This window comes from Thermithiobacillus tepidarius DSM 3134 (assembly GCF_000423825.1).
Classification (GTDB): domain Bacteria; phylum Pseudomonadota; class Gammaproteobacteria; order Acidithiobacillales; family Thermithiobacillaceae; genus Thermithiobacillus; species Thermithiobacillus tepidarius.
Window position 1 is genome coordinate 1 of sequence record NZ_AUIS01000028.1, and the last position, 23,660, is coordinate 23,660.

Sequence of the window (23,660 nt, forward strand, 5' to 3'; positions counted from 1 at the left end):
AAGGTCGAACCCATGAAGGAGGTCGCCGCCATGGTCCGTCGCCACCTCGAGGGCATCGTCGCCTGGGCCCAGACCCGCCAGACCAACGGCTTCCTCGAAGCGCTCAACGGCCTGTTTCAGTCCGCCAAGCGCCGCGCTCGCGGCTTCACCCGCTTCACCACTATCAGAACCGTCATCTTCCTGATCGCCGGCAAGCTCGACTTCGCAGTGATCAACCCTCATGCCCGGCAACCCACTTGAAATTCAACAGAGCCCCTCGGTTGCATATGGCATAACGCTTTTCGCTTGATTGAGAACAGACCCTAGGCAAAAAAATCGGGCGCTCCATGCCCGGAGCGCCCGGCGCGCGTCGCCCTTCAGATTTGCACCGGCTCGGGCAGGCTGGCGGCACCTCCGGCGCTGCCCCGGCTGGTTTGGCTCGCCACCGAAGCACCGAGCTTCCTCAGCAGCTCGACCCGGTTGTGGATGTCGAGCTTGCCGTAGATCTTCCGGATGTGGTCCACCGCCGTATGCACGCTGACGTGCAGGAACTCGGCAATCTCGCCTTTCGAGCAGCCGCGGGCCAGCAGCAGACACACCTCCTTCTGCTTCAGGGACAGGGGCAGCCGCTTGACGGCACGCAGCCATTGCAACTGCTGCGGCTCCTGGAAATGCACCATGATCCCGACCAGCGAGCTGTCGTCCAGCCGGCTGCCGGGCAGCCAGTAAGCGCGGAACACGAAACCGCCCCAGGCATTGTGATGGCGCGCCATGGGGATCGGCATCGGCAGACCGGGATCGCTCAGCTGCTGCCGCCATCCCCGGAACAGGGGAGCCAGCGACGGCAGCGTGAAAAAATTGTCGGGCATGGACGGGGGCACGCTCTGGGTATCGGCGTGCATGGCCAGGTACAGGAGCTTCTGCCCCTGCGGGCAGATGAAGCGGATCCTGCCGTCCGGCTCGCACACGATCATCCCCGACTGGCCGCTGTCCACCCAATCCAGCTCATGGCCGCCCGGTCTTGCCTGCAGGCTCTTGGCCGCGTAGGGCAGGATGTCGGCGATCAGCTCGGCATCCCGTCTGGTGAAAGGCGCCAGGCGGGACTTCCGGTACAAGTTGAGAGTGCCCAGGCCGCCTTCCTGCTGCTGGAGCCTGGCCTGCAGGATCGAGTACTCCCCCGCGGCAGCGATCAGGACGGCGTGTCCCCGCCTTTCAAGAATCTGGGTGGTTTTCGGGCTGCCGGGGCCGCCCTCTCCCGCGACCGGCACCAGTGGCAGCATGGGCGCCGCCAGGGCCGGCCCGGGGCCCAGGCAAGCGATCTGCTGATAAAGGACGGCGATCTCGCTGTAGAGATTGCAAAGCCGGTGGTGCGCATCATGCCAGAAAAAGGCATTGAAATTGGACTGCACCAGCTCATGCAGGGTCCGGAGCAGTTCCGGCATGATTTGCTGAGCACCCAGCCCCAAGGCGCATATCTGGCGAACATAACCTACGCTGGCCAATAGGCTCACGCTGCATCCCCTATGGATGGCTAGTGCGTTTTCCGATTAGATGCCAGAAGACTACCTGAATGGCAAATAGGCATCCATGCGACAAAAGTCCTGATTCTCAGTAAATTATATGATTGAATAAAAAATAATGCAGTTTGTTTGAAATTTATCCATTTTGGAATGATTTTATTTCGTTTGCTAAAAATTCATGAGCAACCCAAACTCAACCAAGCTCGGCCATGTCGCTACAGCGCCCGCAGATGCCAGGCGCGGCCGTCCCAGCGGCGCAAGGGCTGCACGCCGTCCGCCAGCAGCGCGAAGCCGTGCTCCCGCGCCAGCCGGCCCACATCCGCCCGATCCGCCGCCGCATCGCCGCGATAGGAGAAGTTGAGGATCACGAAATCACCGCCCGGGCGCAGCACGCGGGCGGCTTCCGCGAAGTGACGCTCCACCAGCCCCGGCCCGGCGAGATGCAGATAGGGCATGCTGTCCACCGCGTAGATGAGGTCCATGGTGTCGGCGGCGAAGGGCGCCAGGTCCCGCCCCGAGCAGACGGACAGGTGCACGTTGGCCAGCGCAGCGCAGCGGCTGCGCGCCGCCGCGATCATGGCCGGCGAGATGTCGATGCCGTGGGCCTCGCCCACCCGTCCGGCGAAGGCCGCCTCGAAGCGGCCGATGCCGCAGCCGATCTGCAGGATGCGCCGATCGGGCCCAAGCAAGTCCCAGGCCTCGAAGAGCGCCGCCATCTCCGCCGTCGCCTCGGCCAGCAGCGCCTCGCTGCCCAGGGAGTACAGCGCCACGCTCGCCGCCGGCGAGCGGGCCAGCGCTGCGTCGAAAAACCCGGCCCAGCGGGCGATGCCCTCCGTCGCCGAAGCCGCGCCGGCCCCGTCCGGCTCCTGCGCCAACAGGGCCTCGATGCGGGCGCAGCCGTCGCGGTGCTCGCGCAGCAGCCGCCGCATCTCGTCCAGGCACGAGTCCGGCGCATCCGGACAGGCTTCCAGCGCCATTGCCGCCCGCGCCGCCGAGCGGGTCGCGAGCAGCAGGCTCATCACCGCCAGCGCCGGCGACATCTCCCCGGCCCGGCAGCGGTCCAGGAGCTGGCGCAGGGCGAGCTTGACGGCGGTGCCGGACCCGTTCTGCGTCATGGCCAAATCGGATTGCGCACGGGAAATGCTCGAGGGCAAGCCGCCCCCTACGCCCGCTCCAAGGTCGACGTGCAGTGGGGACAGCGGCTGGCCGCCAGCGGAATCTTCAGGCGGCAGAAGGGACACTCCTTTTCGGTCGGGGCCGGCGGCGCGGCCTCCTCGCGGGCGCGGACCCGGTGATAGGCCTGCACCAGCAGAAAGACGGCGAAGGCCACGATCAGGAAGGAAATGACGTTGTTGAGAAACACGCCGTAATTGAGGGTGGCCGCCCCGGCGCGCTTGGCCTCGGCCAGGGAGGCGTAGTGCGTGCCCGAGAGGCTGATGAAGAGATTGGAGAAATCCACCCCGCCGCTGAGCAGGCCGATGGGCGGCATGAGGATGTCGTCGACGAAGGATTTGACCACCGAGGTGAACGCGGCGCCGATGACGATGCCTACCGCCAGATCGATCACGTTGCCGCGAGCAATGAACTTGCGAAATTCCTGCAGCATGGCCGGCCTCCCGATGAGAAGACTGCACGCAAAATCCGCCTGGGCGCAGGGTCGGGCGCGCCGCCCCGGCCATCCAGTGTACCGGCTGGATGCGCCGGCACGCGAGACGGCCGAAGGTCGGAGACGGCCGCCGGCGAGCGCCCGCGATCGGCCCGCCGTGCGCCCCCGCCAAAGCTGAACTTTCGGGGCCCAGGCGCGACCAAAAGGTAGAATTCCGTGCACAGGAGGCATTATGAAACGCGTAATCGCGCTCTTGGACAATCACATGGCCGCGAACGGCCTGGTCTCGGGGCTGCTGGACCAGGGCCTGCGCGCGGATGACGTGAACCTTTTCGACGCCAGCCCGGACCTGCGCGCCGCGCAGCAGGCGCATCCGCAGCTCGATTACCTGGCCGGCCTGCGCAGCCTTCTCGACCGGGAAGAACTCATCGACGGCGGCAGCGGCCGGCCGGTGCCCGCCGAGCTGCGCCCGGCCTACGCCGAAGGCGTGGCCCTGGGCGGCTTCCTGGTGACGGCCGATACCGGGGATGACGCGCTGGAGCGGGTGCTCGACGTCATGCGCAGCTACAGCCCCGAGCCCGTGCCCGCGATCCTGGATCAATGGCGCGGGCCGGCTGCGGGCCGCGACGCCCCACGGACCGGCATGGCCAGCATGCGCGGCGCGAGCCAAGCCTCGACGAGCTGACGCGGCCGGCGCCGCAAAAAGAAAAGCCCCGCTTGCGCGGGGCCTTTCCGGACGAGTCCTGGCGGGGGCGCTTACATCATGCCCATGCCGCCCATGTCGCCCATGCCGCCCATGCCGGCACCGGCCTCGCCCTTCTCCTCCTTGGGCAGCTCGGAGACCATGGCTTCGGTGGTGATCATCAGACCGGCCACGCTGGAGGCCTTCTGCAGGGCCGTGCGGGTGACCTTGGTGGGGTCGATGACGCCCATCTCGTACATGTCGCCGTAGCTGTCGTTGGCCGCGTTGTAGCCGAACGCGCCCTGGCCCTCGGCCACCTTGGCGTAGACCACGCTGCCCTCGCCGCCGGCATTGGCGACGATCTGGCGCAGGGGCTCCTCGATGGCGCGGCGGATGATGTTGATGCCGACGTCCTGGTCGTGGTTGCTGCCCTTGATGCTCTGCAGGGCCGCCTGGGCGCGGATCAGGGCCACGCCGCCGCCGGGCACGATGCCCTCTTCCACCGCCGCACGGGTGGCGTGCAGGGCGTCCTCGACACGGGCCTTCTTCTCCTTCATCTCGATCTCGGAGCCGGCGCCCACCTTGATGACGGCCACGCCGCCGGCCAGCTTGGCCACGCGCTCCTGCAGCTTCTCGCGGTCGTAGTCGCTGGTGGCGTCCTCGATCTGGCGGCGGATCTGGTTGACGCGGGCGTTGATGTCAGCCTCGCTGCCGGCGCCGTCGATGATGGTGGTGTTCTCCTTGTCGACGCTGACGCGCTTGGCCTGGCCCAGGTCCTGCAGGGTGGCGGACTCGAGCTTCATGCCGACTTCCTCGGAGATCACGCGGCCGCCGGTGAGGATGGCCATATCCTCGAGCATGGCCTTGCGGCGGTCGCCGAAGCCGGGGGCCTTGACGGCGGCCACCTTGATGATGCCGCGGATGGTGTTGACCACCAGGGTCGCCAGGGCTTCGCCGTCCACGTCCTCGGCCACGATCAGCAGGGGCCGGCCGGCCTTGGCCACCTGCTCCAGCACGGGCAGCAGGTCACGGATGTTGGAGATCTTCTTGTCGTGCAGAAGAATGAAGGGATTCTCCAGCTCGGCGGTCATCTTGTCCTGGTTGTTGACGAAGTAGGGGGACAGATAGCCGCGGTCGAACTGCATGCCCTCGACGACGTCCAGCTCGTTCTCGAAGCCGGAGCCTTCCTCGACGGTGATGACGCCTTCCTTGCCGACCTTCTCCATGGCCTCGGCGATGATGTTGCCGATGGACTCATCGGAGTTGGCGGAGATGGTGCCCACCTGGGCGATTTCCTTCTGGGTGTTGCAGGGCTTGGAGATCTTCTTGAGCTCGTCGACGATCACGGTCACGGCCTTGTCGACGCCGCGCTTCAGATCCATGGGGTTCATGCCGGCGGCGACGGCCTTCATGCCCTCGCGCAGGATGGCCTGGGCCAGCACGGTGGCGGTGGTGGTGCCGTCACCGGCCTCGTCGGAAGCCTGGCTGGCGACTTCCTTCACCATCTGGGCGCCCATGTTCTCGAACTTGTCGGACAGCTCGATCTCCTTGGCCACGGACACGCCGTCCTTGGTGATGGTGGGGGCGCCGAAGGCCTTGTCCAGCACCACGTTGCGGCCCTTGGGGCCGAGGGTCACCTTGACCGCGTTGGCCAGGACGTTGACGCCCTTCATCATGCGGTCGCGGGCATTTTCACTGAAAGCAACTTGCTTGGCAGGCATAATCGTTGATCCTCCTCGTTAAGGGGTAATGGAATGAAGCGGGGCGCTCAGGCCTCGATGACGCCCATGATGTCTTCTTCGCGCATCACCAGCAGTTCCTCGCCTTCCACCTTGACCTCGGTGCCGGCGTACTTGGCGAAGAGCACGCGGTCGCCGACCTTGACATCCAAGGGGCGGACGCTGCCGTTTTCCATGATTTTACCGTTGCCCGCAGCGACAACCTCGCCCTGGATGGGCTTTTCCTTGGCGGTGTCGGGGATCAGGATGCCGCCGGAGCTCTTCTGCTCCTCTTCCACGCGGCGGATGACAACGCGATCATGCAAGGGGCGAATCTTCATAAAGAACAATCCTCCTTATTAAGGTTCTTGCTACGGTAGTGGGCCGGCGTTGTTAGCACTCGACCCGAGTGAGTGCTAATCATAATGAAGCGCATGGGGCTGTCAAGCGGTGCACCTGCTTTGGCCGCGGCACCGCCCGCCACGCGGCGGACCGCGATGGATGCCGATGCCGGGCTGCCGGCTCAATCCTCGCGCCGGTACTCCCCCGGCAACGTGTGCGGGCCGCGCGGCGCGTGGCGCGCGGCGAAGGGCCGCAGCCAGCGCGGCAGCAAGCCGTGCGCCAGGCGCGCGCGCAGGCCGGGCAGCAGCAGCGGCAGGGCAAGCAGATCGCTGACCAGGCCGGGCATGAAGAGCAGCAGCCCGGCCAGCAGCACCAGCATGCCTTCCAGCAACTCGATGGCGGGCAGCTCGCCCGCCATCAGCCGCCGATAGAGACGGCTCACGGTATCCATGCCCTGGCGGCGGATCAGCGACACGCCCATCACGAAGCCGAGCAGGATCACGGCCAGCGCCCACAGCACGCCCCAATGGCGGCCCACGGCGATGAGGCTGAAGAGATCCAGCCCGATCACCGCCACCGCCATCCACACCAGCGCCAGTCTAAACATGTCTCCCATCCTCTTGCGGCCACAGGGCGTCCACGGCATCCAGCAATGTCCGCTCCTGGCCGCTCAGCCGGTGATCCGCACCGGGCAGCACCTCCAGGGTGATATGGGGACTGTCCACGGCTTTTGCAAATGCCTCGCTCACGGCCACCGGCACCACCTCGTCGGCGCCGCCGTGCAGGATGCGCACCGGGCAGTGCAGGCTGGGCGGCCAGCGCAGCAGGTCGTAGCGCCAGGCATCCGCGACGATGTCGAAGTTGAGGTCGTAGTCGGGACCGCCATAGCGATCCTGGAAGCGGTGCATGCCGCGTCGAGCCCACTCCGCGCGCACCGTTGCCGGCAGCTCGCCGTACCAGCGCTGCACGAAGTTGAAGCTCGGCGCGAGCAGCAGCATGGCCCGAACCTGCTCGGGCCAACGGCTGGCGGCCAGCACGGCCAGCCAGCCGCCCAGGCTGGAGCCGACCAGCACGGCGGAGCGCGGAGCGATGAGCTTGAGCAGCAGGCGGACGTCGGCGAGACAGCGGCTCAGGGTGAGTGCCGCGAAGCTGCCGTCCGACACACCCGTGCCGCGCTGATCGAAACGGATCCAGCTGCGGCCGCGCGCCTGTGCCGTTTGGGCCAGCAGCCGGGCCTTGTTGCCCTGCATGTGGGAGGCGAAGCCGGGAATGTAGATGCCCACCGTGTCGCCGCGGGTCTCGTGGATGAGGCCGCGCAGGCGTTCGCCGTCGGGGTGGACCAGGGTGAAAGGCCGTTCGGGAGCGAAGTGCATGGCCGCCATGATAAGGGCAAGGGAGCGGAAGGGGAAACGCGCAATAAAAAAGGGCGGCAAGGTGATTGCCGCCCCAAACCACAAAGGAGGAAAGAAACATGCGCTTGCAACCAACCTTGGCTGCTCACGTTTACTGAGACCGCAGGCACCCGGAATGGTTCCACGGTCGGAAGAAATTTTAACGGCGGGGGCGGGAGGGCCGGCAATCAGCCTTCCGGCGGGGTGGGCCGGCGGGCCGAAGGAAACCTTCTGGGCCGGCAGGCATCAAAGCTGCGGACATAAAAAAGGGCGGCAAGGTGATTGCCGCCCCAAACCACAAAGGAGGAAAGAAACATGCGCTTGCAACCAGATGGCTGCTTACGCCTATTATGACCAGCCCCCCGCCAAAAAGTTCACCGACAATTTGCAAGGAGCACGTCATGCCCACCAGCACCGATCCGCACGGACCTGGCAACGAGGCTGTTTATCTGGTCTACTGCACCTGCCCCACCCGCGCCAAGGCCGAGGAAATCGCCCTGGCCGCGGTGCGGGCCGGGGCGGCGGCCTGCGCGCACCTGCTGCCGGCCGGCCAGTCCTTTTACCTTTGGGAAGGCGAGCTGCAGATGGCCGAGGAGCTGACGCTGCTCTTCAAGAGCGCGGCGGCCCGCTACGCGGACCTCGAAGCCCTGATCCGCGCGCTGCATCCCTATGAGGTGCCGGAGATCCTCGCCGTGCCGGTGGCCGCCGGGCTGCCCGCCTATCTCGACTGGGTCCGGGCCAGCGGGCAGCAATCGGCCTGATTTTTGCTTACACTTAAGACGGGAATGAGATCGATTCAAAACCGAGGAGCCCGAATGCGCCGCACCTTTCAGCATGTCATCACCCTGTGCCTCGTCGTCCTTTTCGCCTTCGGCAGCGCCGCGGCCCCGGCCCAGGACGAGTTTCTCGATCCGGACGCGGCCTTCGGCTTTTCCGCGCGCCTGATCGACCAGGGCCACGTGGAAGTCTCCTGGCGCAGCGCGCCGGGCTATTACCTGTATCGCGACAAGATCAAGCTGAGCGTCAGTCCCGACACGGTCAAGCTGGCCGACTTCCAGTTGCCCCAGGGCACCTGGCACGAGGACGAGACCTTCGGCCGCCAGCAGGTCTATAAGGGCACCACCATCAAGCTGACGGTGCCGCTGCAGTACAGCGGCGCCAAGCCGGACAAGATCACCGTCACCAGCAAGTACCAGGGCTGCGCCGAGGCGGGCGTGTGCTACCCGCCCACCACCAAGGACGTGAGCCTGACCCTGAGCGGCGCGGCGACCGGCGGCGGGGCTGCCTCCCAAGCCGCACCGGCCGCCGGTGCGCCGGCGGCGCCCGCCTCGGAGCAGGACCGCTTCGCCCAGATCCTGCAGGGCAGCCTGTGGGTCACCGTCGGCCTCTTCTTCCTGGCCGGCCTGGCGCTGGCGCTGACGCCCTGCGTCTTTCCCATGATCCCGATCCTGTCGGCCATCATCGTCGGCCAGGGCCAGAGCGTCAGCACCGGCCGCGCCTTCGGCCTGTCCCTGGCCTACGTGCTGGGCATGGCCCTGACCTACACCGTGGTCGGCATGATCGCCGGCGTCACCGGCGCCTACCTGCAGGCCTTCTTCCAGAACCCCTGGGTGCTGGCCACCTTCAGCCTGGTCTTCGTGCTGCTGGCGCTGTCCATGTTCGGCTTCTACAACCTGCAGATGCCGGCCGGCATCCAGGCCAAGCTCTCCAGCGCCGGCAAGGGCGGCAACCTGGCGGGCACCTTCATCATGGGCGTGCTTTCGGCGCTGATCGTCGGCCCCTGCGTGGCCGCGCCCCTGGCCGGCGCCCTGCTCTACATCTCGCAGACCGGCGATGTGGCCCTGGGCGGCGTCTCCCTCTTCGCCCTGAGCCTGGGCATGGGTGCGCCCCTGCTCGCCATCGGCGCCTCGGCGGGCCAGCTGCTGCCGCGCGCCGGCGCCTGGATGGACGCCGTCAAGCACTTCTTCGGCGTGCTGCTGCTGGCGGTGGCCATCTGGATGCTGTCGCGCATCCTGCCGGCCTGGGCCACCATGGCCCTATGGGCGGCCCTGCTGATCATCTCCGCCGTCTACCTGCGCGTGCTGGACAGCCTGCCGGAATCGGCCAGCGGCTGGGCCCGGCTGGGCAAGGGCATCGGCGTACTGCTGCTGGGCTACGGGCTGCTGCTCGGCCTGGGCGCGGCCACCGGCGCCCAGGACCCGCTGCGCCCGCTGTCGGGACTGTCCTTCGGTACCGCCGGCGGCACCCCGCAGGCCGCCGAGGCCAGCGCTCTGAATTTCCGTGACGTGAAGACCGCCCAGGACCTGCAGCAGGCCCTGGCGGCGGCGCAGGGCAAGCCGGTGCTGCTGGACTTCTACGCCGACTGGTGCGTGGAGTGCGTGCGCCTGGAGCGCACCACCTTCCAGGACCCGCAGGTGCAGCAGGCGCTCGGCTCCTTCGTGCTGCTGCGCGCCGACGTCACCGACAACACCGCGGAACAGCGCGCCCTGCTGCGCCAGTTCCAGTTGATCGGTCCGCCTGCTATCCTGTTCTTCGACCCCAACGGGCAGGAAGTCCGCGCCAGCCGGCTGGTCGGCTACAAGGATGCCAGCGAGTTCCTGACCCATCTGCGCGGCGTGACCGCCTCCACCCCGGCAACAAGCTAGGAGAATCGATGAAATCCAAGGCACTCATCTGGGCCCCGCTGCTGCTCGTGCTGGGCGCGCTGATGGGCTGGGCCGGACACAAGGCCTACCAGCATTTCTTCTACTCCGCCCCCTCGCTGATGGACAAGGTGGCGGACCCCGACAACATCTCCCTGCCGTCCCTGATCCTGCCGGATCTGAACGGCAAGGAGACGGGCCTGGCGGACTTCAAGGGCAAGGTGCTGGTGGTCAACCTGTGGGCCAGCTGGTGCCCGCCCTGCCGCAAGGAGACCCCCGAGTTCATCGCTCTGCAGCAGGAACTGGGCAGCAAGGGCGTACAGTTCGTCGGCATCGGCGTGGACGAGGAGCCCGCCATCCGCGCCTTCGTCAAGGAAATGGGCGTGACCTACCCGATCCTGCTGGCCGGCGAGCAGGGCGACCAGATCCTCATGGCCTTCGGCGACGTCCAGGGCGTGCTACCCTACACCCTGGTCCTCGACCGCGAAGGCAAGGTGCGGGAGCGCCACCTGGGCTATTACCCGCAGGAGGAGCTGCGGCGCGTGCTCATGTCGCTGATCTGAGCGGGCGCCCATGAAAAGCGCCCTCGGTCCGCTGCTCTGCGCCTGTCTGCTGGCGGGCGCGAGCGGGCCCGTGGCGGGCGCCTCGCCCTTCGACGACCCCTTCGGCGCCGCGCACCAGACCACGCCCAACCCCGCGCAGGCCTGGGGCGGCGCCCCGGGCGGCCCCTGCCCCGTGTCGCTCCCCGCGGAGCGGCCCTGGCACCTGGCCGAGGTGGTCGATCTCGCCCTGTGCCACAATCCGCAGACGCGGGAAGCCTGGGCCAATGCCCGCGTCCGGGCCGCGCAGCTGGGCGAGGCGCAGGCCGGCTATCTGCCCAGCGCCACCCTCTCCGCCACCCTCGCCCGCACCCAGACCTCGTCCAGCGGCGGCTTTCAGATTCCGCCGCAGACCCAGTTCCGGCCGCTCCTGTCCCTGAACTATCTGCTCTTCGACTTCGGCAGCCGCGACGCCACCGTCGAGGCCGCGCGCCAGAGCCTGATCGCGGCCAACTGGACCCAGAACGCCACCCTGCAGAACGTGCTCTTTTCCACGGTGCAGGCCTACTATCAGCTCTTCGCCACCCAGGCCGCCGTGGACGCCGCCCGCGAGTCCGAGCGCGCCAGCCTGGAGAGCCTGAACGCGGCGACCTTCCGCCATCAGGTCGGCGCCGCCACCCTGGCGGACAAGCTGCAGGCGCAGACCGCCTACTCCCAGGCGCGCCTCAACCGCCAGAAAGCCGAAGGCGATGCCCGCGTCGCCCAAGGAGTGCTCGCCAATCTGCTCGGCCTGGACGCGGACCGGCCCCTGCGCGTCGTCCCGCCGGTCTGGCAGGCGCCGGGCGCGGGACCGGACGACAACGTGCGCCGCCTGATCGAAGCGGCCAAGCGGGCGCGCCCCGACCTCGCCGCCGCCGAGGCCCAGGTCCGCGCCGCCGAAGCCAACATCCAGGCGGCGCGGTCGAGCGGCAAGCCGAGCATCTCGCTCTTCGCCAATTACGGCTACAATTACTCCAGCGTGCTGAACGACACGCGCAACTGGTCCACCGGCCTGACCCTCAATTTTCCCCTCTTCACCGGTTTCGCCACCACCTACCGGGTGCGCACCGCCAGAGCACAGCTGGACGCCCAGGCGGCCGGCCGGGACCGGCTGGCGGACCAGGTCGCCCTCGATGTCTGGCGCGCCTACCAGAACCTGAACACCAGCCGGGACACCTGGGCCAGCACCGAGGACCTGCTGGCCAGCGCCATCCAGTCCGAGCAACTGGCCCTCGGCCGCTACAAGGCCGGCGCCGGCAACATCCTGGAGCTGCTCAATGCCCAGGCCAGCCTGGCCAATGCCCGCCTGCAGCGCGTGCAGGCCCAGTACAACTGGCAGATCGCCCGGGCGGCCTTGAGCCAGGCCGTGGGGCAACTGGACCGGGACAGCGCCGTCCCGCCGCAGGCGGCGGCCACACCATGAACGGGGAGTCTGAATGGCGCGATTTCATCTGAACTGGCGCAAGCTGCTGACCTGGACGCTGCTGCTGGCGCTGGCCGCGGGCGGCTACTACTACTGGCGCCAGCAGCAGATCGAGCCGGCGGCGGCGCGCTACCGCACCGCGCCGGTGGAGCGCGGCGACATCACCCAGACCGTCTCCGCCAACGGCACCCTGAACCCGGTGGTGCTGGTCAGCGTCGGCACCCAGGTCTCGGGCACGGTGCGGCGCATCTACGCCGACTTCAACGAGCGGGTGCGCCAGGGCGAGGTGCTGGCCGAACTGGATCCCTCGCTGATCGAAGCCCAGCTCGCCCAGAGCCGGGCGGCGCTGGCCAACGCCGAAGCCAGCCTGCGCCTGGCCGAGGCCAACGAGCAGCGCGCCCGTGCCCTGTACGCCAAGGATTACATCGCGCGTGCCGAACTGGACCAGGCGCGCCAGGCGCTGGAGACGGCCCGCGGCCAGGTGGCCTCGGCCCGGGCCCAGATGGCACGCGACCGCACCAATCTCGGCTACACGGTGATCCGTTCGCCGGTGTCGGGCGTGGTGGTGTCGCGGGACGTGGACGTGGGGCAGACGGTGGCCGCCAGCTTCCAGACCCCCACCCTCTTCAAGATCGCCCAGGACCTGCGCCGCATGCAGATCGACACCAGCGTGGCGGAAGCGGACATCGGCAGCGTGCGCGTGGGCCAGCCGGCGCGCTTCACCGTGGACGCCTTCCCCAACCGCCAGTTCCAGGGCGTGGTGCGGCAGATCCGCCTGAATCCGACCATCCAGCAGAACGTGGTGACCTACAACGTGGTGATCGGGGTGGACAACCCGGAGGAGATCCTCCTGCCGGGCATGACCGCCTTCGTCACCATCGTCGTCGAGCAGCACCGCAATGTCCTGCGCGTGCCCAACGCCGCCCTGCGCTTCCGGCCGGCCGCCGCGGACGACGAGGGCGAGCGCCGCCCGGCCGAAGCTCGCCGGACAGGCGGCACCACGGTCTACCGCCTGGAAGGCGAGCGGCTGACGCCGGTGAGCATCCGCACCGGCATCACCGACAACCGCCATACCGAGGTGCTGGCCGGCGCGCTGCGGCCCGGCGACCGCCTGGTGGTCGCGGACCTGAGCGCCAAAAAACAGGAAAGGAATCAGGGCAGCCGCTTCCGGGTCGGCTTCTGATGGCGGCCGAACTCATCCGCGTGCAGCACCTCTACAAAGACTACGAAACCGGTCCTGGCCTCACCGTGCCGGTGCTCAAGGACGTCAGCCTGGAGGTGGGCGCCGGCGAGTTCGTGGCCATCATGGGCCCATCCGGCTCGGGCAAATCCACCTTCATGAACATCCTGGGCTGCCTGGACGTGCCCAGCAGCGGCCACTACTGGCTGGACGGCCGCGATACCGCCGCCCTCGGTCCCGACCGCCTGGCCGCCCTGCGCAACCGGCTGATCGGCTTCGTCTTCCAAGGCTTCAACCTGCTGCCCCGCATCAGCGCCCTGGACAACGTCGCCCTGCCCCTGCTCTACAGCGGCCTGGACCGGGCGGCGCGCCGGGAGCGGGCGCGGGCGCTGCTGGAGCAGGTGGGGCTCGGACGCTTCCCCGGCCACCTGCCCAACCAGCTCTCCGGCGGCCAGCAGCAGCGCGTGGCCATCGCCCGCGCCTTGGCCAACCAGCCGCGCCTGCTGCTGGCCGACGAGCCGACCGGCAACCTGGATACCCGCACCAGCCAGGAGATCATGGGGCTCTTCACCCAGCTCAACGCCGGCGGCGAGATCACCGTCGTGCTGGTCACCCATGAAACGGACATCGCCCGCTACGCCAAGCGCCTGGTCCACTTCGTGGACGGGCGCGTCACCCATGACGGCGCGGTGGAGCAGGTGCTGGCGGAGGCGGCCCGGTGATCGCGCCGGCCATGATCGGCGAGGCCTGGCGCGCCCTCGGCGCCAACCGCCTGCGCACCGCCCTGACCATGCTCGGCATGATCATCGGCGTCGGCGCGGTGGTGCTCATGCTGGCCATCGGCCAGGGCGCCCAGTACACCGTCAACCGCTCCATCGCCTCCATGGGCAGCAATCTCTTCATCGTGCTGTCGGGTGCCTCCACCTCCGGCGGCCTGCGCTTCGGCGCGGGCACCGTCCCCACCCTGACCCTGGGCGACGCGGAAGCCATCGGCGAACTGCCCTCGATCGGGGCCGTGGCGCCGGTGGCGCCCGGCAACGCCCAGTTCGTCTACGGCCCCAACAACTGGAGCACGGTGGTCAACGGCACCACCCCCGACTACCTGCGCGTGCGCGACTGGGCGGTGAGCGCCGGCCAGCCCTTCACGGCCAACGACGTGCGCACCGCCAATCGCGTGGTGCTGCTCGGCCAGACGGTGGTGGGCAACCTCTTCGGCAACGAGGACCCGGTGGGCAAGACCGTGCGCATCCGCAACAGCCCTTACCTGGTGGTCGGCGTGCTGGCGCCCAAGGGGCAGAGCCTGGACGGCCGCGACCAGGACGACACCGCCCTGGTGCCGGTCACCACCGCGCAACGCAAGCTCTTCGGCAACCAGTTCCCCGGCAGCGTGCGCTTCATGATGGTGCAGGCCGCCTCGGCCGCGCTCATGGACCAGGCGGAGCAGGACATCACCCAGTTGCTGCGCCAGCGCCACCGCCTCAACCCCAATCAGGAAGACGACTTCACGGTGCGCAATCTCACCGCCATGGCCGAGGCGGCCGCCAGCACCGCCCGCGTCATGTCGCTGATGCTCGGCGCCATCGCCTCCATCTCCCTGCTGGTGGGCGGCATCGGTATCATGAACATCATGCTGGTCTCCGTCACCGAGCGCACCCGCGAGATCGGCATCCGCATGGCCATCGGCGCGCGCCAGCGCGACATCCTGCTGCAGTTCCTGCTGGAAGCCATGGCCATTTCCATCATCGGCAGCATCATCGGCATCCTGCTGGGCGTCGGCGGCGCCTGGCTGGTCAGCCGGGCGGCCGACCTCACCGTGGTGGTGACCCTGAGCGCCGTGGCCCTGGCTTTTCTGGTGGCGGCCGGCATCGGCATCTTCTTCGGCTTCTATCCGGCGCGCAAGGCGGCGCGCCTGCGGCCCATCGAGGCCTTGCGCTACCAGTAAAGGCGACTAATACAGATTGGCGAACGTTCGCCGCGGCCGGCCAGGGCTGGACCTTGCGTCCCCTTTGCGGCAGACTTGGCGAAAATTCCAAAAGGAGCTTTCTATATATGCGCTTGTTTGGTTCGTCGCCGGGCCCCGGGTCCGCGGCGACGCCGAACCGGCCTGTTTTTGTGGATGGTTCCGGACTCGAGGGGGAGATTTTTGGTGACGGGACAGGCGCACAATCCGCCGGCGGGCGCAGGACGCATCCTGGTGCTGCACGGGCCCAATCTCAATCTGCTGGGCGTTCGCGAGCCCGGCCATTACGGCCGGCAGAGCCTGGCCGAGATCGATGCCATGCTGGCGGCGCAGGCGCAGCGCTGGGGCCTGCGCCTGGCATCCTTCCAGAGCAACGCCGAGCACGCGCTGATCGAGCGCATCCATGCCGCCCGCGGCCAGACCGATTGCATCATCATCAATCCCGCCGCCTTCACCCACACCAGCGTCGCCCTGCGCGACGCGCTGGCGGCGGTGGCCATCCCCTTCATCGAGATCCACCTGTCCAACGTGCACGCGCGGGAACCCTTCCGCCGGCATTCCTATTTCTCCGATCTGGCCCTCGGCGTCATCAGCGGTTTCGGCGCCCACGGCTACTGTCTGGCGCTCGATGCCGCCCGGCACTTTTTACAGGCCCGACAAACAGATACTCAACCCTAACCAGAGAAACCCCATGGACCTTCGCAAAATTCAACGCCTGATCGAGATCCTGCAATCCTCGGACGTGACCGAAATCGAAGTCACCGAGGGCGAGCAAAGCATCCGCATCAACCGCGGTGCGCCCGCTCTCATGCAGGCGCCGGCCGCCACCGTCTACACCGCCATCCCCAGCGCCGCGCCGGCCGCAACGCCCGCCGCCGGAGCGGCGGGTGCCGCCCCGGCGCCGACCAGCGCGGAACCGGCCGGCCACGCGCTGAAGTCCCCCATGGTCGGCACCTTCTACCGCGCGCCGACGCCCGATGCCGCGCCCTTCGTGCAGGAGGGCGACATGGTCAAGGCGGGCCAGACCCTATGCATCATCGAGGCCATGAAGCTCCTGAACGAGATCGAGGCGGACGTGAGCGGGCGCGTGGTGAAGATCCTGGTGGAAAACGGCCAGCCGGTGGAATACGGCGAGCCGCTCTTTATCATCGACACGAACGTTTGAATCATGTTTGACAAGATCGTCATCGCCAACCGGGGCGAGATCGCCCTGCGCATCCAGCGTGCCTGCCGCGAGCTGGGCATCAAGACCGTCGCCGTCCACTCCGAGCCCGACCGGGATCTCACCCACGTCAAGCTGGCCAACGAATCCGTCTGCATCGGTCCCGGCCCCTCGGACCAGAGCTACCTCAACATCCCGGCGGTCATCAGCGCCGCCGAGGTCACCGATGCCGAAGCCATCCACCCGGGCTACGGCTTCCTGTCGGAGAACGCCGACTTCGCCGAGCGCGTGGAAAAGAGCGGCTTCGTCTTCATCGGCCCGCGACCGGAGACCATCCGCCTGATGGGCGACAAGGTGGCGGCCAAGGCGGCCATGAAGGCCGCCGGCGTGCCCTGCGTGCCCGGCTCGGACGGCGCCCTGCCCGAGGACGAGGACGAAATCCGCCGCCTGGCCCGCGAGATCGGCTACCCGGTCATCATCAAGGCGGCCGGCGGCGGCGGCGGGCGCGGCATGCGCGTGGTGCACACCGAGGCGAACCTGCTCAGCTCTGTGAACCTGACCCGCGCCGAGGCCGCCAAGGCCTTCGGCAACAGCATGGTCTACATGGAGAAGTTCCTGGAGACGCCGCGCCACATCGAATTTCAGGTGCTGGCCGACGCGCACGGCAACGTCATCCACCTGGGCGAGCGCGACTGCTCCGTGCAGCGCCGCCACCAGAAGGTCATCGAGGAGGCCCCCGCCCCCGGCATCAGCGAGAAGGTGCGCAAGCAGATGGGCGAGGTGGTGGTGAAGGCGTGCAAGCGCATCCACTATCGCGGCGCCGGCACTTTCGAGTTCCTCATGGACACCCGCGACGGCAAGTTCTATTTCATTGAAATGAACACCCGCGTCCAGGTGGAGCATCCCGTGACCGAACTGATCACCGGCATCGACATCGTCAAGGAGCAGATCCGCATCGCCGCCGGCCTGCCCTTGTCCGTGCGCCAGGAGGACGTGCGCTTCCAGGGCCACGCCATCGAATGCCGCATCAACGCCGAGGACCCGGAACGCTTCGTGCCCTCGCCGGGGCGCATCACCGGCTATCACGTCCCCGGCGGCCCCGGCATCCGCGTGGACTCCCACATCTATGCCGGCTACACGGTGCCGCCCTATTACGACTCCATGATCGGCAAGCTCATCGCCCACGGCAAGGACCGCGACGAGGCGCTGGCGCGCATGCGCAGCGCCCTGACCGAGTTCGTGGTGGACGGCATCAAGACCACCATTCCGCTGCACCGGCGCATCCTGCACGAGGCCACCTACATCCAGGGCGGCGTCAACATCCACTATCTGGAAGGATTGCTCAGCCAGTGACGAACACTCCGGACGCGCCGCGCGAATGGCTGCAACTGCGCCTGGACGCCCCGCAGCGGGAACAGGAGGCGCTGGAGGAGGCGCTCTTCGCCTGCGGCGCCCTGTCGGTCACCCTGGAGGACGCCGGCGACGAGCCGGTCTTCGAGGAGGGCCAGACCTGGTCCCAGGGCATCTTCAAGGCTCTCTTCGACCCGGCGGAGACGGATGCCGGCGCGGTGCTGGCCTGCCTGCGCGAGATCGTGCCGCAGTTTTCCGGCACGCCGCGCTTCGAGCAGATCCAGGAACAGGACTGGGTGGCCGCGACCCAGGCGCAGTTCCAGGCCCAAGCCTTCGGCCCGCGCCTCTGGGTGGCGCCCACCTGGGCCACGGCGCCGGACGCGGCCGCCGTGCTCCTGCGCCTGGACCCCGGCCAAGCCTTCGGCACCGGCGCCCATCCCACCACGGCCCTGTGCCTGAGCTGGCTGGACGCGCAGGTGCGCGGCGGCGAGACGCTGCTCGACTATGGCTGCGGCTCGGGCATCCTGGCCATCGCCGCCCTGCTCCTGGGCGCCCGGCAAGCCTACGGCGTGGACACGGACCCGACCGCCCTGGCGGTGGCGCGGGAGAACGCCCTGCTGAACGGCGTGGCCGAGCGCCTGTGGCTGGGTTCCCCCGAGGACTTCGCCGCCGCCCACGGCGCGCTACAGGCGGACCTGGTGGTGGCCAACATCCTCGCGGGCCCGCTGCGGGAGCTGGCGCCGGTCCTGGCCGCCCACTGCCGCCCCGGCGGCGCTCTGGCCCTGTCCGGCATCCTTGCCGAGCAGGCCGACTGGGTGGCCGAACCTTACGCTCCGCACTTTGCGCTGCATCCACCCATCCAGCAGGAGGAATGGATCCGGCTGGACGGCATCCGTCGATCATCATAGCCCGAGTGTTCGCCCATGGAGATCGCCTGCCCTCGTTGTGATACCATCTTCGCCGCTCCGGCCAACCAGTTGAGGGCCCACCTGGGACGGGTCCAGTGCGGCCACTGCGAACTCGTCTTCGAGGCGGTGCCGGCCCGCCCGGCGGTCGCCGCCCGGCCGGCGCGGCGGCCCCGCTACCTGCTGCTCCTGAGCCTGGCCTGGCTGCTGGCCCTGGGCCTGCTGCTGCAGCTGCTGTGGTGGACGCGCGGCTACCTGGCCGCCGTGCCCGGGGTTCAGCCCGTGCTCGTCGGCGCCGCGGATGCCCTGTCCCTGCGCATTCCCTGGCCGCAGGATCTGAACCGGATCAGCATCCGCAAAACCCAGTGGGTGGAAACGCCCCATGGCTTGGCGGTGCACGGCCAACTCTACAACCAGGCGGAATTCGTGCAGGCCATGCCCCGCCTGCGCCTGCTCCTGACCGGCGCCCAGGGGGAACTGCTGCGCCATTACGCCTTCACGCCGGAGCGCTACCTGGCCGCGCCGCAGCACGCCCGCGCCGGCCTCGCCCCGCGCGCGGCGGTGCCGTTCCGCCTGGAGCTGCCGCCGGGCAGCCGGAGCTCCGGTTATCAGGTGCTGCTGCTGCCGAACTGAGACTGCACGCCGGGCTGGAGCGCGGCAAAGCAGCGATTATACTAGGATGACGCCTTGGCCGGCCTTGCTTTTCCGGCAATTCGACTATTCTTTTGCTACGGGACGCCACGCCTGCGGCGCCGAATGCGTGCGGCATCCCGCACGACCACCACAGAGGCAGTGAACATGCTGAACATTATCGACCTGTCCACGGACGAGGGGAAAAACAACGATCTCTGCCTGGCCGAGTGCGTCAGCCAGGCCATCAACCGCTATCTGGCCGATCTCGGCGACTCCACGCCCCACAACCTCTATGCCCTGGTCCTGGAGGAAGTGGAGCGCCCCCTGCTGCTGGAGGTCCTGCAGCGCTGCCAAGGCCACCGCAGCCTCGCCGCCCAGTGGCTGGGCATCAACCGCAATACCCTGCGCAAGAAGCTGCAAACCCTCGGCCTGGACGAACGCCTGGCATCCGACGACGCCGACTGACCGGCCAGCAGCCGCAGCGACGCCCCCTCTGCCGACCATTCTTGTTTAACGCGCCCGGGCGCACTAAAATTGTGCTTTTTTCCGCGCGAATCGCGGCGCGGTTGGCCGATTGGAAGGGAGCACCATGGGCACGATCAAACGGGCGCTGATCAGCGTCTCGGACAAGACCGGCGTCGTCGCTTTTGCGCAGGCGCTGCATCGCTTTGGCATCGAGATTCTCAGTACCGGGGGCACCGCCAAGCTGCTGGCGGAAGCGGGCATTCCCGTCATCGAAGTGGCCGACTACACCGGCTTTCCCGAAATGCTGGACGGCCGCCTGAAGACCTTGCATCCCAAGATCCACGGCGGCCTGCTCGGCCGGCGCGACCTGCCCGAGCACGTGGCGCAGATGGCCGAGCACGGCATTCCGCCCATCGACCTGCTGGCGGTCAACCTCTATCCTTTCGAAGCCACCGTGGCGCGGCCCGACTGCCGCCTGGAAGACGCCATCGAACAGATCGACATCGGCGGCCCCACCATGCTGCGGGCGGCGGCCAAGAACCACCAGGCCGTCACCGTGGTGGTGGACGCGGCGGACTACGAGCGCGTCCTGCACGAGATGGAGCGGACCGGCGGCGCCGTCGGCGCGGAACTGCGCTTCGAGCTGGCGCGCAAGGTCTTTGAGCACACTGCCCGCTATGACGGCGCCATCGCCAACTATCTCGGCAGCGTCCGCGCCGACGGCGGGCGCGACCCCTTCCCGCATACCCTGAACCTGCAGTTCGAGCGGGTGCAGGCTATGCGCTACGGCGAAAACCCCCACCAGCGCGCCGCCTTCTACTGCGACCCGGGCGCCGCCGATTCCGGCATTGCCGGTGCCCGCCAGCTCCAGGGCAAGGAGCTGTCCTTCAACAACGTGGCCGACCTGGATGCCGCCCTGGCGCTGGTGCAGGAATTCCAGGAACCGGCCTGCGCCATCATCAAGCACGCCAACCCCTGCGGCGCCGCCAGCGCGGCCAGCCTGGCGGATGCCTACGAGCGTGCCTTCGCCTGCGACCCGCTGTCCGCCTTCGGCGGCATCATCGCCTTCAACCGCCCCCTGGATGAAGCCACGGCGCAGGCCCTCTTGCGGCAGTTCATGGAAGCGGTCATCGCCCCCGAGGTCACGCCTGAGGCGGCGACGGTGCTGAGCGGCAAGAAAAACGTGCGCGTGCTGGCCACCGGCGCATTGGGCCGGCCGGCGGACAGCGCCTGGGACTACAAGCGCGTGCGCGGCGGCCTGCTGGTCCAGGATGCCGACCTGCGCCGCCTGCGCGACGACGACCTCGGCGTGGTCACCGAGCGCGCGCCCACCGCCGAAGAGCTGGCCGACCTGCGCTTTGCCTGGGCGGTGGTCAAGCACGTGCGCTCTAACGCCATCGTCTACGCCCGCGCCGGCCAGACCCTGGGCATCGGCGCCGGCCAGATGAGCCGCGTGGACGCCGCCCGCTTCGGCGCCCTCAAGGCCCAGGACGCCGGCCACGACCTCACCGGCTGCGCCCTGGCCTCCGACGCCTTCTTCCCCTTCCGCGACGGCATCGACGCCGCCGCCCGGGCCGGCGTCCGCGCCATCATCCAGCCCGGCGGCTCGATCCGCGACGAGGAAGTGATCCAGGCGGCCAACGAGCATGGCATCGCCATGGTGTTCACCGGCGTGCGGCACTTCAAGCATTGAGGGCTCGCGCGGCGGAACCAGGAACACGGCTTCCGCCGCAAAGCGCATGCGATGCCCACCACAGGAGCGGGCCAGCCCGCTCCTGCCCCTCTGGACGACGCGCGGCCCGGAAATGCCAAACTGACGCCGCCCACCGCCGGCCCCACCCCCAATCCCCCAAAGCGGCACGCGGCCGTCGACGCGGCTCGGTCCGCCAGGCGCCTCTCGCGCCGGCACCGCTATCGCGAGCCAGCTCGCGCTGCCCCTCGCCGGTTTGGCAACTGGAGCGGCCGCGCCCCGGCGGCGGAAGGGGAAAGCGGCAACACCCGACATCTGTTGGGCTTCGTTGCACTCAGCCCAACCTACCCGTCTCAATCCACCCGATCCCTCGGCGCTTTGGTGCAAACCGGTGCCCACGCCCACAGACCCGCTCCCGCCGGGCGCGGGCCGGATAAGGGGATGCGCCGTGGCAGGTCCCTGCAGCGGGCTGGTTCGCGCTGCCGCCCGCGGCTGTAGGAGCGATCTTGCTCGCGATTCGGTGGCGACCGGCCGGGGAATTGCGGACAAACCCGCTCCTACGATCTTGTTCAGCCGCAGTGGGGCCCTGGATCGCGCTGACCCTCACCCTGCGGGCGCCGGCAGCGGAGAAGGGGCGCCTGAGCCTGAGCGGGTGCCGGTGAGGACGTGTAGGAGCGAGCTTGCTCGCGATCCCTTGTGCCGACATGCAAAAAATCGCGGGCAAGCCCGCTCCTACGCTCGGAGGCGACAGGCGGATGGCTTGCGCCGTGCCGCTGCCGCCGCGAACGAACCCCGGGCGCGGCAAAACGAGCGCAGCGAAGTTTCGTGAGCGCAGCGAAAGCGACCAAAGGGAGCGGCAAAACGACCGGCCGTCGGGCCACTCCCGACATCCAATCCCGCCTGCGGGCGCCAGTCGCGCGTCTAAGGACAACCTGCACGCCCGTATAAAAATTTTGCTTTCCCCGGAGGCGCAAAACTAAACGGCCGGCATATTGCGGCGGCTGGCGGCGGCACTAGACTGGAAGTGAAGCTGCCGATACGAACACACATAAGTTGGCCAAGGAGGTGCAAAGTGGATACAGCCCATGACGGTTTCGCGGCGGAGCAGATCGACGGCTACGCAGAGGCACTGGCACCCATCACCCAGAATCCGATCGGCGTGGTGCGCAGCGACATCAAGGAGCCCGAGTACATCAGCTGGCAGGCGGTGGACTCCGAGATCGTGCTCAAGCCGGAGTACGGCGAAGCACTGATCGAGCTGCGGGATTTCTCGCACGCCATCGTGCTCTTCTGGATGCATCAGGTGTGCATGACCAAGCTGCGGCACGTGCCGCAGGGCAAGGCCCGGCAGGTGCCCGAGGTGGGGATCTTCGCCTGCCGCTGTCCCCACCGGCCCAATCCGATCGGCTGCACGACGGTGCGCCTGCTGGAGGTGCGGGACAACCACATCCGGGTGCGCGGGCTGGATGCCGTCGACGGCACGCCGGTGATCGACGTCAAGCCCTATACCCCGCAGTACGATTGCGTGTGCAGCGACGACGAGCAGGTCATGCGCGCGATCGCGGCCAGCGTCCGGGTGCCGGCCTGGATCGCGCGCCTGACCTACTGAGCCGCCCGGCTCAGCTCACCAGCGGATCCTTGATGACCGGGGGCTCGCCTTTCGCCAAGCGGCGCTTGTCCAGGGCGATGCGGAACAGGCGGATCATGTTGTTGACCGGACAGACCCTGGCGAAGGTCATCAGGATCAGCTGGGAGCGGTTGGTGACGTCGAATTTCTTGAAGATGTTGCCCAGATGCAGCTTGACCGTGGGCTCGGACAGGCACATCTTGTCCGCGATCTCCTTGGTGGACAGCCCTTCCAGCACGAGCCGCAGCAGCTCGGCCTCCCGCTTGGTCAGCAGCTTCTGCAGCTCCTGAATGCGGTCCTTGACGCTGTCCTCGATCAGCCTTTCCACTTCCAGGGCCGAATAGACGAGTTTTTCGAGCACGCGCTTTTCGATCCAGAGTCCGCCGTGGCGGACCTCCTTGACGGCTTCGAGCACCTGCTCGCTGGTCATGTTCTCATGGATGTAGCCTTGCGCGCCGGCGCGAATGAGATTGTAGATGAGCTCATCGTCGAGGCCGTGCCCGAACACCAGGACGGGCAGCTTCCCGGCGGCCGCCCGGAAGCGCGCCAGGAAGTCGCTCAGGGGGTACTGGAGGGCGCCGGTGTGCACCAGCAGCACATCGGGCCGCATCGCGCGAAACTGCTCCAGGCACAACGCCCCGGGCGCCACGCAGGCAACCACCGCGATGTCGCGCTGCTGGGACAGGATCTGCACGAGGCCATCCACGTAGATGCCCGGATTGGCCAGGACGAAGATGCGAACCTGGGGTGCTGCTGGCTCGTCTACCACGCACGACCTCCTTTGTCTCTGGAGGAGAATTGTATCGT

The 23,660-nt window shown here is 68.1% G+C and carries 25 protein-coding genes; 17 read left to right on the forward strand and 8 right to left on the reverse strand.

Translation table 11 applies throughout. The features are described 5' to 3' along the window. Window positions 1-240: transposase (locus G579_RS17305; protein WP_038019738.1), on the forward strand; the 240-nt coding region annotated here is incomplete at its 5' end. A 116-nt stretch (window positions 241-356) separates the two neighbouring features. Here the strand turns inward: G579_RS17305 and G579_RS0111695 are convergent. From G579_RS0111695 to mscL, 3 genes are all read right to left on the reverse strand, one after another. Next, complete coding sequence (locus G579_RS0111695; protein WP_028990329.1) at window positions 357-1,421, reverse strand: helix-turn-helix transcriptional regulator; 1,065 nt, start codon at window positions 1,419-1,421, stop codon at window positions 357-359. Window positions 1,422-1,714: 293 nt separating this feature from the next. Then, window positions 1,715-2,614, reverse strand: coding sequence for a class I SAM-dependent methyltransferase (locus G579_RS17310; protein WP_051181519.1), 900 nt, complete (start codon window positions 2,612-2,614; stop codon window positions 1,715-1,717). A gap of 47 nt (window positions 2,615-2,661) precedes the next feature. Next, window positions 2,662-3,105: a large conductance mechanosensitive channel protein MscL gene (gene mscL / locus G579_RS0111705; RefSeq protein WP_028990330.1), complete on the reverse strand. Its 444-nt coding sequence runs from the start codon at window positions 3,103-3,105 to the stop codon at window positions 2,662-2,664. Between the two features lie 232 nt (window positions 3,106-3,337). Here mscL and G579_RS0111710 point away from each other — a divergent pair, with 232 nt between their 5' ends. After that, a complete protein-coding gene (locus G579_RS0111710; RefSeq protein WP_028990331.1) occupies window positions 3,338-3,790 on the forward strand; it encodes a hypothetical protein in 453 nt (150 codons plus the stop codon). A gap of 71 nt (window positions 3,791-3,861) precedes the next feature. On the opposite strand, the gene groL is transcribed toward G579_RS0111710, so the two are convergent. The 4 genes from groL to G579_RS17320 all read right to left on the reverse strand — a co-directional run bounded on the left by groL (window position 3,862) and on the right by G579_RS17320 (window position 7,220). Beyond that, entirely contained in the window at window positions 3,862-5,508 is a 1,647-nt protein-coding gene (gene groL, locus G579_RS0111715) for a chaperonin GroEL (protein ID WP_028990332.1), read from the reverse strand. A gap of 47 nt (window positions 5,509-5,555) precedes the next feature. Next, entirely contained in the window at window positions 5,556-5,846 is a 291-nt protein-coding gene (gene groES / locus G579_RS0111720; protein WP_028990333.1) for a co-chaperone GroES, read from the reverse strand. A 182-nt stretch (window positions 5,847-6,028) separates the two neighbouring features. Beyond that, window positions 6,029-6,454, reverse strand: a complete 426-nt coding sequence (locus G579_RS17315; protein WP_051181520.1) for an FxsA family protein — start codon at window positions 6,452-6,454, stop codon at window positions 6,029-6,031. Further along, the gene (locus tag G579_RS17320; protein ID WP_038019757.1) at window positions 6,447-7,220 is read right to left on the reverse strand and encodes an alpha/beta hydrolase; all 774 of its coding nucleotides are present in this window, start codon (window positions 7,218-7,220) and stop codon (window positions 6,447-6,449) included. The genes G579_RS17315 and G579_RS17320 overlap by 8 nt, the downstream gene beginning before the upstream one ends. Window positions 7,221-7,639: 419 nt before the next feature. On the opposite strand from G579_RS17320, the gene cutA reads away from it, so the two are divergent. From cutA to tsaA, 15 genes are all read left to right on the forward strand, one after another. Beyond that, a complete protein-coding gene (cutA, locus tag G579_RS0111735; protein WP_051181522.1) occupies window positions 7,640-7,999 on the forward strand; it encodes a divalent-cation tolerance protein CutA in 360 nt (119 codons plus the stop codon). A 54-nt stretch (window positions 8,000-8,053) separates the two neighbouring features. Further along, window positions 8,054-9,883 carry a protein-disulfide reductase DsbD gene (locus G579_RS0111740; RefSeq protein ID WP_028990335.1) on the forward strand — a complete coding sequence of 610 codons (1,830 nt, stop codon included), beginning with the start codon at window positions 8,054-8,056 and terminating at the stop codon, window positions 9,881-9,883. An 8-nt stretch (window positions 9,884-9,891) separates the two neighbouring features. After that, a complete protein-coding gene (locus G579_RS17325; RefSeq protein WP_051181524.1) occupies window positions 9,892-10,443 on the forward strand; it encodes a TlpA family protein disulfide reductase in 552 nt (183 codons plus the stop codon). 10 nt (window positions 10,444-10,453) lie between these two features. Beyond that, complete coding sequence (locus G579_RS17330; protein WP_051181527.1) at window positions 10,454-11,881, forward strand: TolC family protein; 1,428 nt, start codon at window positions 10,454-10,456, stop codon at window positions 11,879-11,881. Between the two features lie 13 nt (window positions 11,882-11,894). Then, complete coding sequence (locus G579_RS0111755) at window positions 11,895-13,064, forward strand: efflux RND transporter periplasmic adaptor subunit (RefSeq protein ID WP_038019742.1); 1,170 nt, start codon at window positions 11,895-11,897, stop codon at window positions 13,062-13,064. Beyond that, entirely contained in the window at window positions 13,064-13,783 is a 720-nt protein-coding gene (locus G579_RS0111760; RefSeq protein WP_038019746.1) for an ABC transporter ATP-binding protein, read from the forward strand. Before G579_RS0111755 ends, G579_RS0111760 begins: the two co-directional genes overlap by 1 nt. After that, window positions 13,780-15,003 carry an ABC transporter permease gene (locus G579_RS0111765; protein ID WP_028990338.1) on the forward strand — a complete coding sequence of 408 codons (1,224 nt, stop codon included), beginning with the start codon at window positions 13,780-13,782 and terminating at the stop codon, window positions 15,001-15,003. The genes G579_RS0111760 and G579_RS0111765 overlap by 4 nt, the downstream gene beginning before the upstream one ends. A 204-nt stretch (window positions 15,004-15,207) precedes the next feature. Then, window positions 15,208-15,699, forward strand: a complete 492-nt coding sequence (gene aroQ, locus G579_RS0111770; protein ID WP_051181537.1) for a type II 3-dehydroquinate dehydratase — start codon at window positions 15,208-15,210, stop codon at window positions 15,697-15,699. Between the two features lie 13 nt (window positions 15,700-15,712). Beyond that, entirely contained in the window at window positions 15,713-16,186 is a 474-nt protein-coding gene (gene accB / locus G579_RS0111775) for an acetyl-CoA carboxylase biotin carboxyl carrier protein (RefSeq protein WP_028990340.1), read from the forward strand. Window positions 16,187-16,189: 3 nt separating this feature from the next. Next, the gene (gene accC, locus G579_RS0111780) at window positions 16,190-17,536 is read left to right on the forward strand and encodes an acetyl-CoA carboxylase biotin carboxylase subunit (RefSeq protein WP_028990341.1); all 1,347 of its coding nucleotides are present in this window, start codon (window positions 16,190-16,192) and stop codon (window positions 17,534-17,536) included. Continuing rightward, complete coding sequence (prmA, locus tag G579_RS0111785) at window positions 17,533-18,441, forward strand: 50S ribosomal protein L11 methyltransferase (protein ID WP_028990342.1); 909 nt, start codon at window positions 17,533-17,535, stop codon at window positions 18,439-18,441. Before accC ends, prmA begins: the two co-directional genes overlap by 4 nt. Window positions 18,442-18,456: 15 nt before the next feature. Continuing rightward, the gene (locus tag G579_RS0111790; protein WP_028990343.1) at window positions 18,457-19,071 is read left to right on the forward strand and encodes a zinc-ribbon and DUF3426 domain-containing protein; all 615 of its coding nucleotides are present in this window, start codon (window positions 18,457-18,459) and stop codon (window positions 19,069-19,071) included. A gap of 165 nt (window positions 19,072-19,236) precedes the next feature. Then, window positions 19,237-19,536 (forward strand): helix-turn-helix domain-containing protein, encoded by a 300-nt coding sequence (locus tag G579_RS0111795; RefSeq protein ID WP_051181529.1) that lies wholly within the window; start codon window positions 19,237-19,239, stop codon window positions 19,534-19,536. Window positions 19,537-19,660: 124 nt separating this feature from the next. After that, on the forward strand, window positions 19,661-21,229 hold the full coding sequence (gene purH / locus G579_RS0111800) for a bifunctional phosphoribosylaminoimidazolecarboxamide formyltransferase/IMP cyclohydrolase (RefSeq protein WP_028990345.1): 1,569 nt from the start codon (window positions 19,661-19,663) through the stop codon (window positions 21,227-21,229). A gap of 1,069 nt (window positions 21,230-22,298) precedes the next feature. After that, on the forward strand, window positions 22,299-22,835 hold the full coding sequence (gene tsaA, locus G579_RS17335; protein ID WP_051181531.1) for a tRNA (N6-threonylcarbamoyladenosine(37)-N6)-methyltransferase TrmO: 537 nt from the start codon (window positions 22,299-22,301) through the stop codon (window positions 22,833-22,835). A gap of 10 nt (window positions 22,836-22,845) precedes the next feature. Here tsaA and G579_RS0111810 read toward each other — a convergent pair whose 3' ends face one another. Continuing rightward, window positions 22,846-23,622 carry a response regulator transcription factor gene (locus tag G579_RS0111810; protein ID WP_028990346.1) on the reverse strand — a complete coding sequence of 259 codons (777 nt, stop codon included), beginning with the start codon at window positions 23,620-23,622 and terminating at the stop codon, window positions 22,846-22,848. Window positions 23,623-23,660 lie beyond the last annotated feature (38 nt).

Bases quoted from the DNA above. Each gene is read 5' to 3' on its own strand.
- G579_RS0111695 (WP_028990329.1), bottom strand. From the start codon at position 1,421: ATGCCGGAACTGCTCCGGACCCTGCATGAGCTGGTGCAGTCCAATTTC.
- G579_RS17310 (WP_051181519.1), bottom strand. From the start codon at position 2,614: ATGACGCAGAACGGGTCCGGCACCGCCGTCAAGCTCGCCCTGCGCCAG.
- mscL (WP_028990330.1), bottom strand. From the start codon at position 3,105: ATGCTGCAGGAATTTCGCAAGTTCATTGCTCGCGGCAACGTGATCGAT.
- G579_RS0111710 (WP_028990331.1), top strand. From the start codon at position 3,338: ATGAAACGCGTAATCGCGCTCTTGGACAATCACATGGCCGCGAACGGC.
- groL (WP_028990332.1), bottom strand. From the start codon at position 5,508: ATGCCTGCCAAGCAAGTTGCTTTCAGTGAAAATGCCCGCGACCGCATG.
- groES (WP_028990333.1), bottom strand. From the start codon at position 5,846: ATGAAGATTCGCCCCTTGCATGATCGCGTTGTCATCCGCCGCGTGGAA.
- G579_RS17315 (WP_051181520.1), bottom strand. From the start codon at position 6,454: ATGTTTAGACTGGCGCTGGTGTGGATGGCGGTGGCGGTGATCGGGCTG.
- G579_RS17320 (WP_038019757.1), bottom strand. From the start codon at position 7,220: ATGCACTTCGCTCCCGAACGGCCTTTCACCCTGGTCCACCCCGACGGC.
- cutA (WP_051181522.1), top strand. From the start codon at position 7,640: ATGCCCACCAGCACCGATCCGCACGGACCTGGCAACGAGGCTGTTTAT.
- G579_RS0111740 (WP_028990335.1), top strand. From the start codon at position 8,054: ATGCGCCGCACCTTTCAGCATGTCATCACCCTGTGCCTCGTCGTCCTT.
- G579_RS17325 (WP_051181524.1), top strand. From the start codon at position 9,892: ATGAAATCCAAGGCACTCATCTGGGCCCCGCTGCTGCTCGTGCTGGGC.
- G579_RS17330 (WP_051181527.1), top strand. From the start codon at position 10,454: ATGAAAAGCGCCCTCGGTCCGCTGCTCTGCGCCTGTCTGCTGGCGGGC.
- G579_RS0111755 (WP_038019742.1), top strand. From the start codon at position 11,895: ATGGCGCGATTTCATCTGAACTGGCGCAAGCTGCTGACCTGGACGCTG.
- G579_RS0111760 (WP_038019746.1), top strand. From the start codon at position 13,064: ATGGCGGCCGAACTCATCCGCGTGCAGCACCTCTACAAAGACTACGAA.
- accB (WP_028990340.1), top strand. From the start codon at position 15,713: ATGGACCTTCGCAAAATTCAACGCCTGATCGAGATCCTGCAATCCTCG.
- accC (WP_028990341.1), top strand. From the start codon at position 16,190: ATGTTTGACAAGATCGTCATCGCCAACCGGGGCGAGATCGCCCTGCGC.
- G579_RS0111790 (WP_028990343.1), top strand. From the start codon at position 18,457: ATGGAGATCGCCTGCCCTCGTTGTGATACCATCTTCGCCGCTCCGGCC.
- G579_RS0111795 (WP_051181529.1), top strand. From the start codon at position 19,237: ATGCTGAACATTATCGACCTGTCCACGGACGAGGGGAAAAACAACGAT.
- purH (WP_028990345.1), top strand. From the start codon at position 19,661: ATGGGCACGATCAAACGGGCGCTGATCAGCGTCTCGGACAAGACCGGC.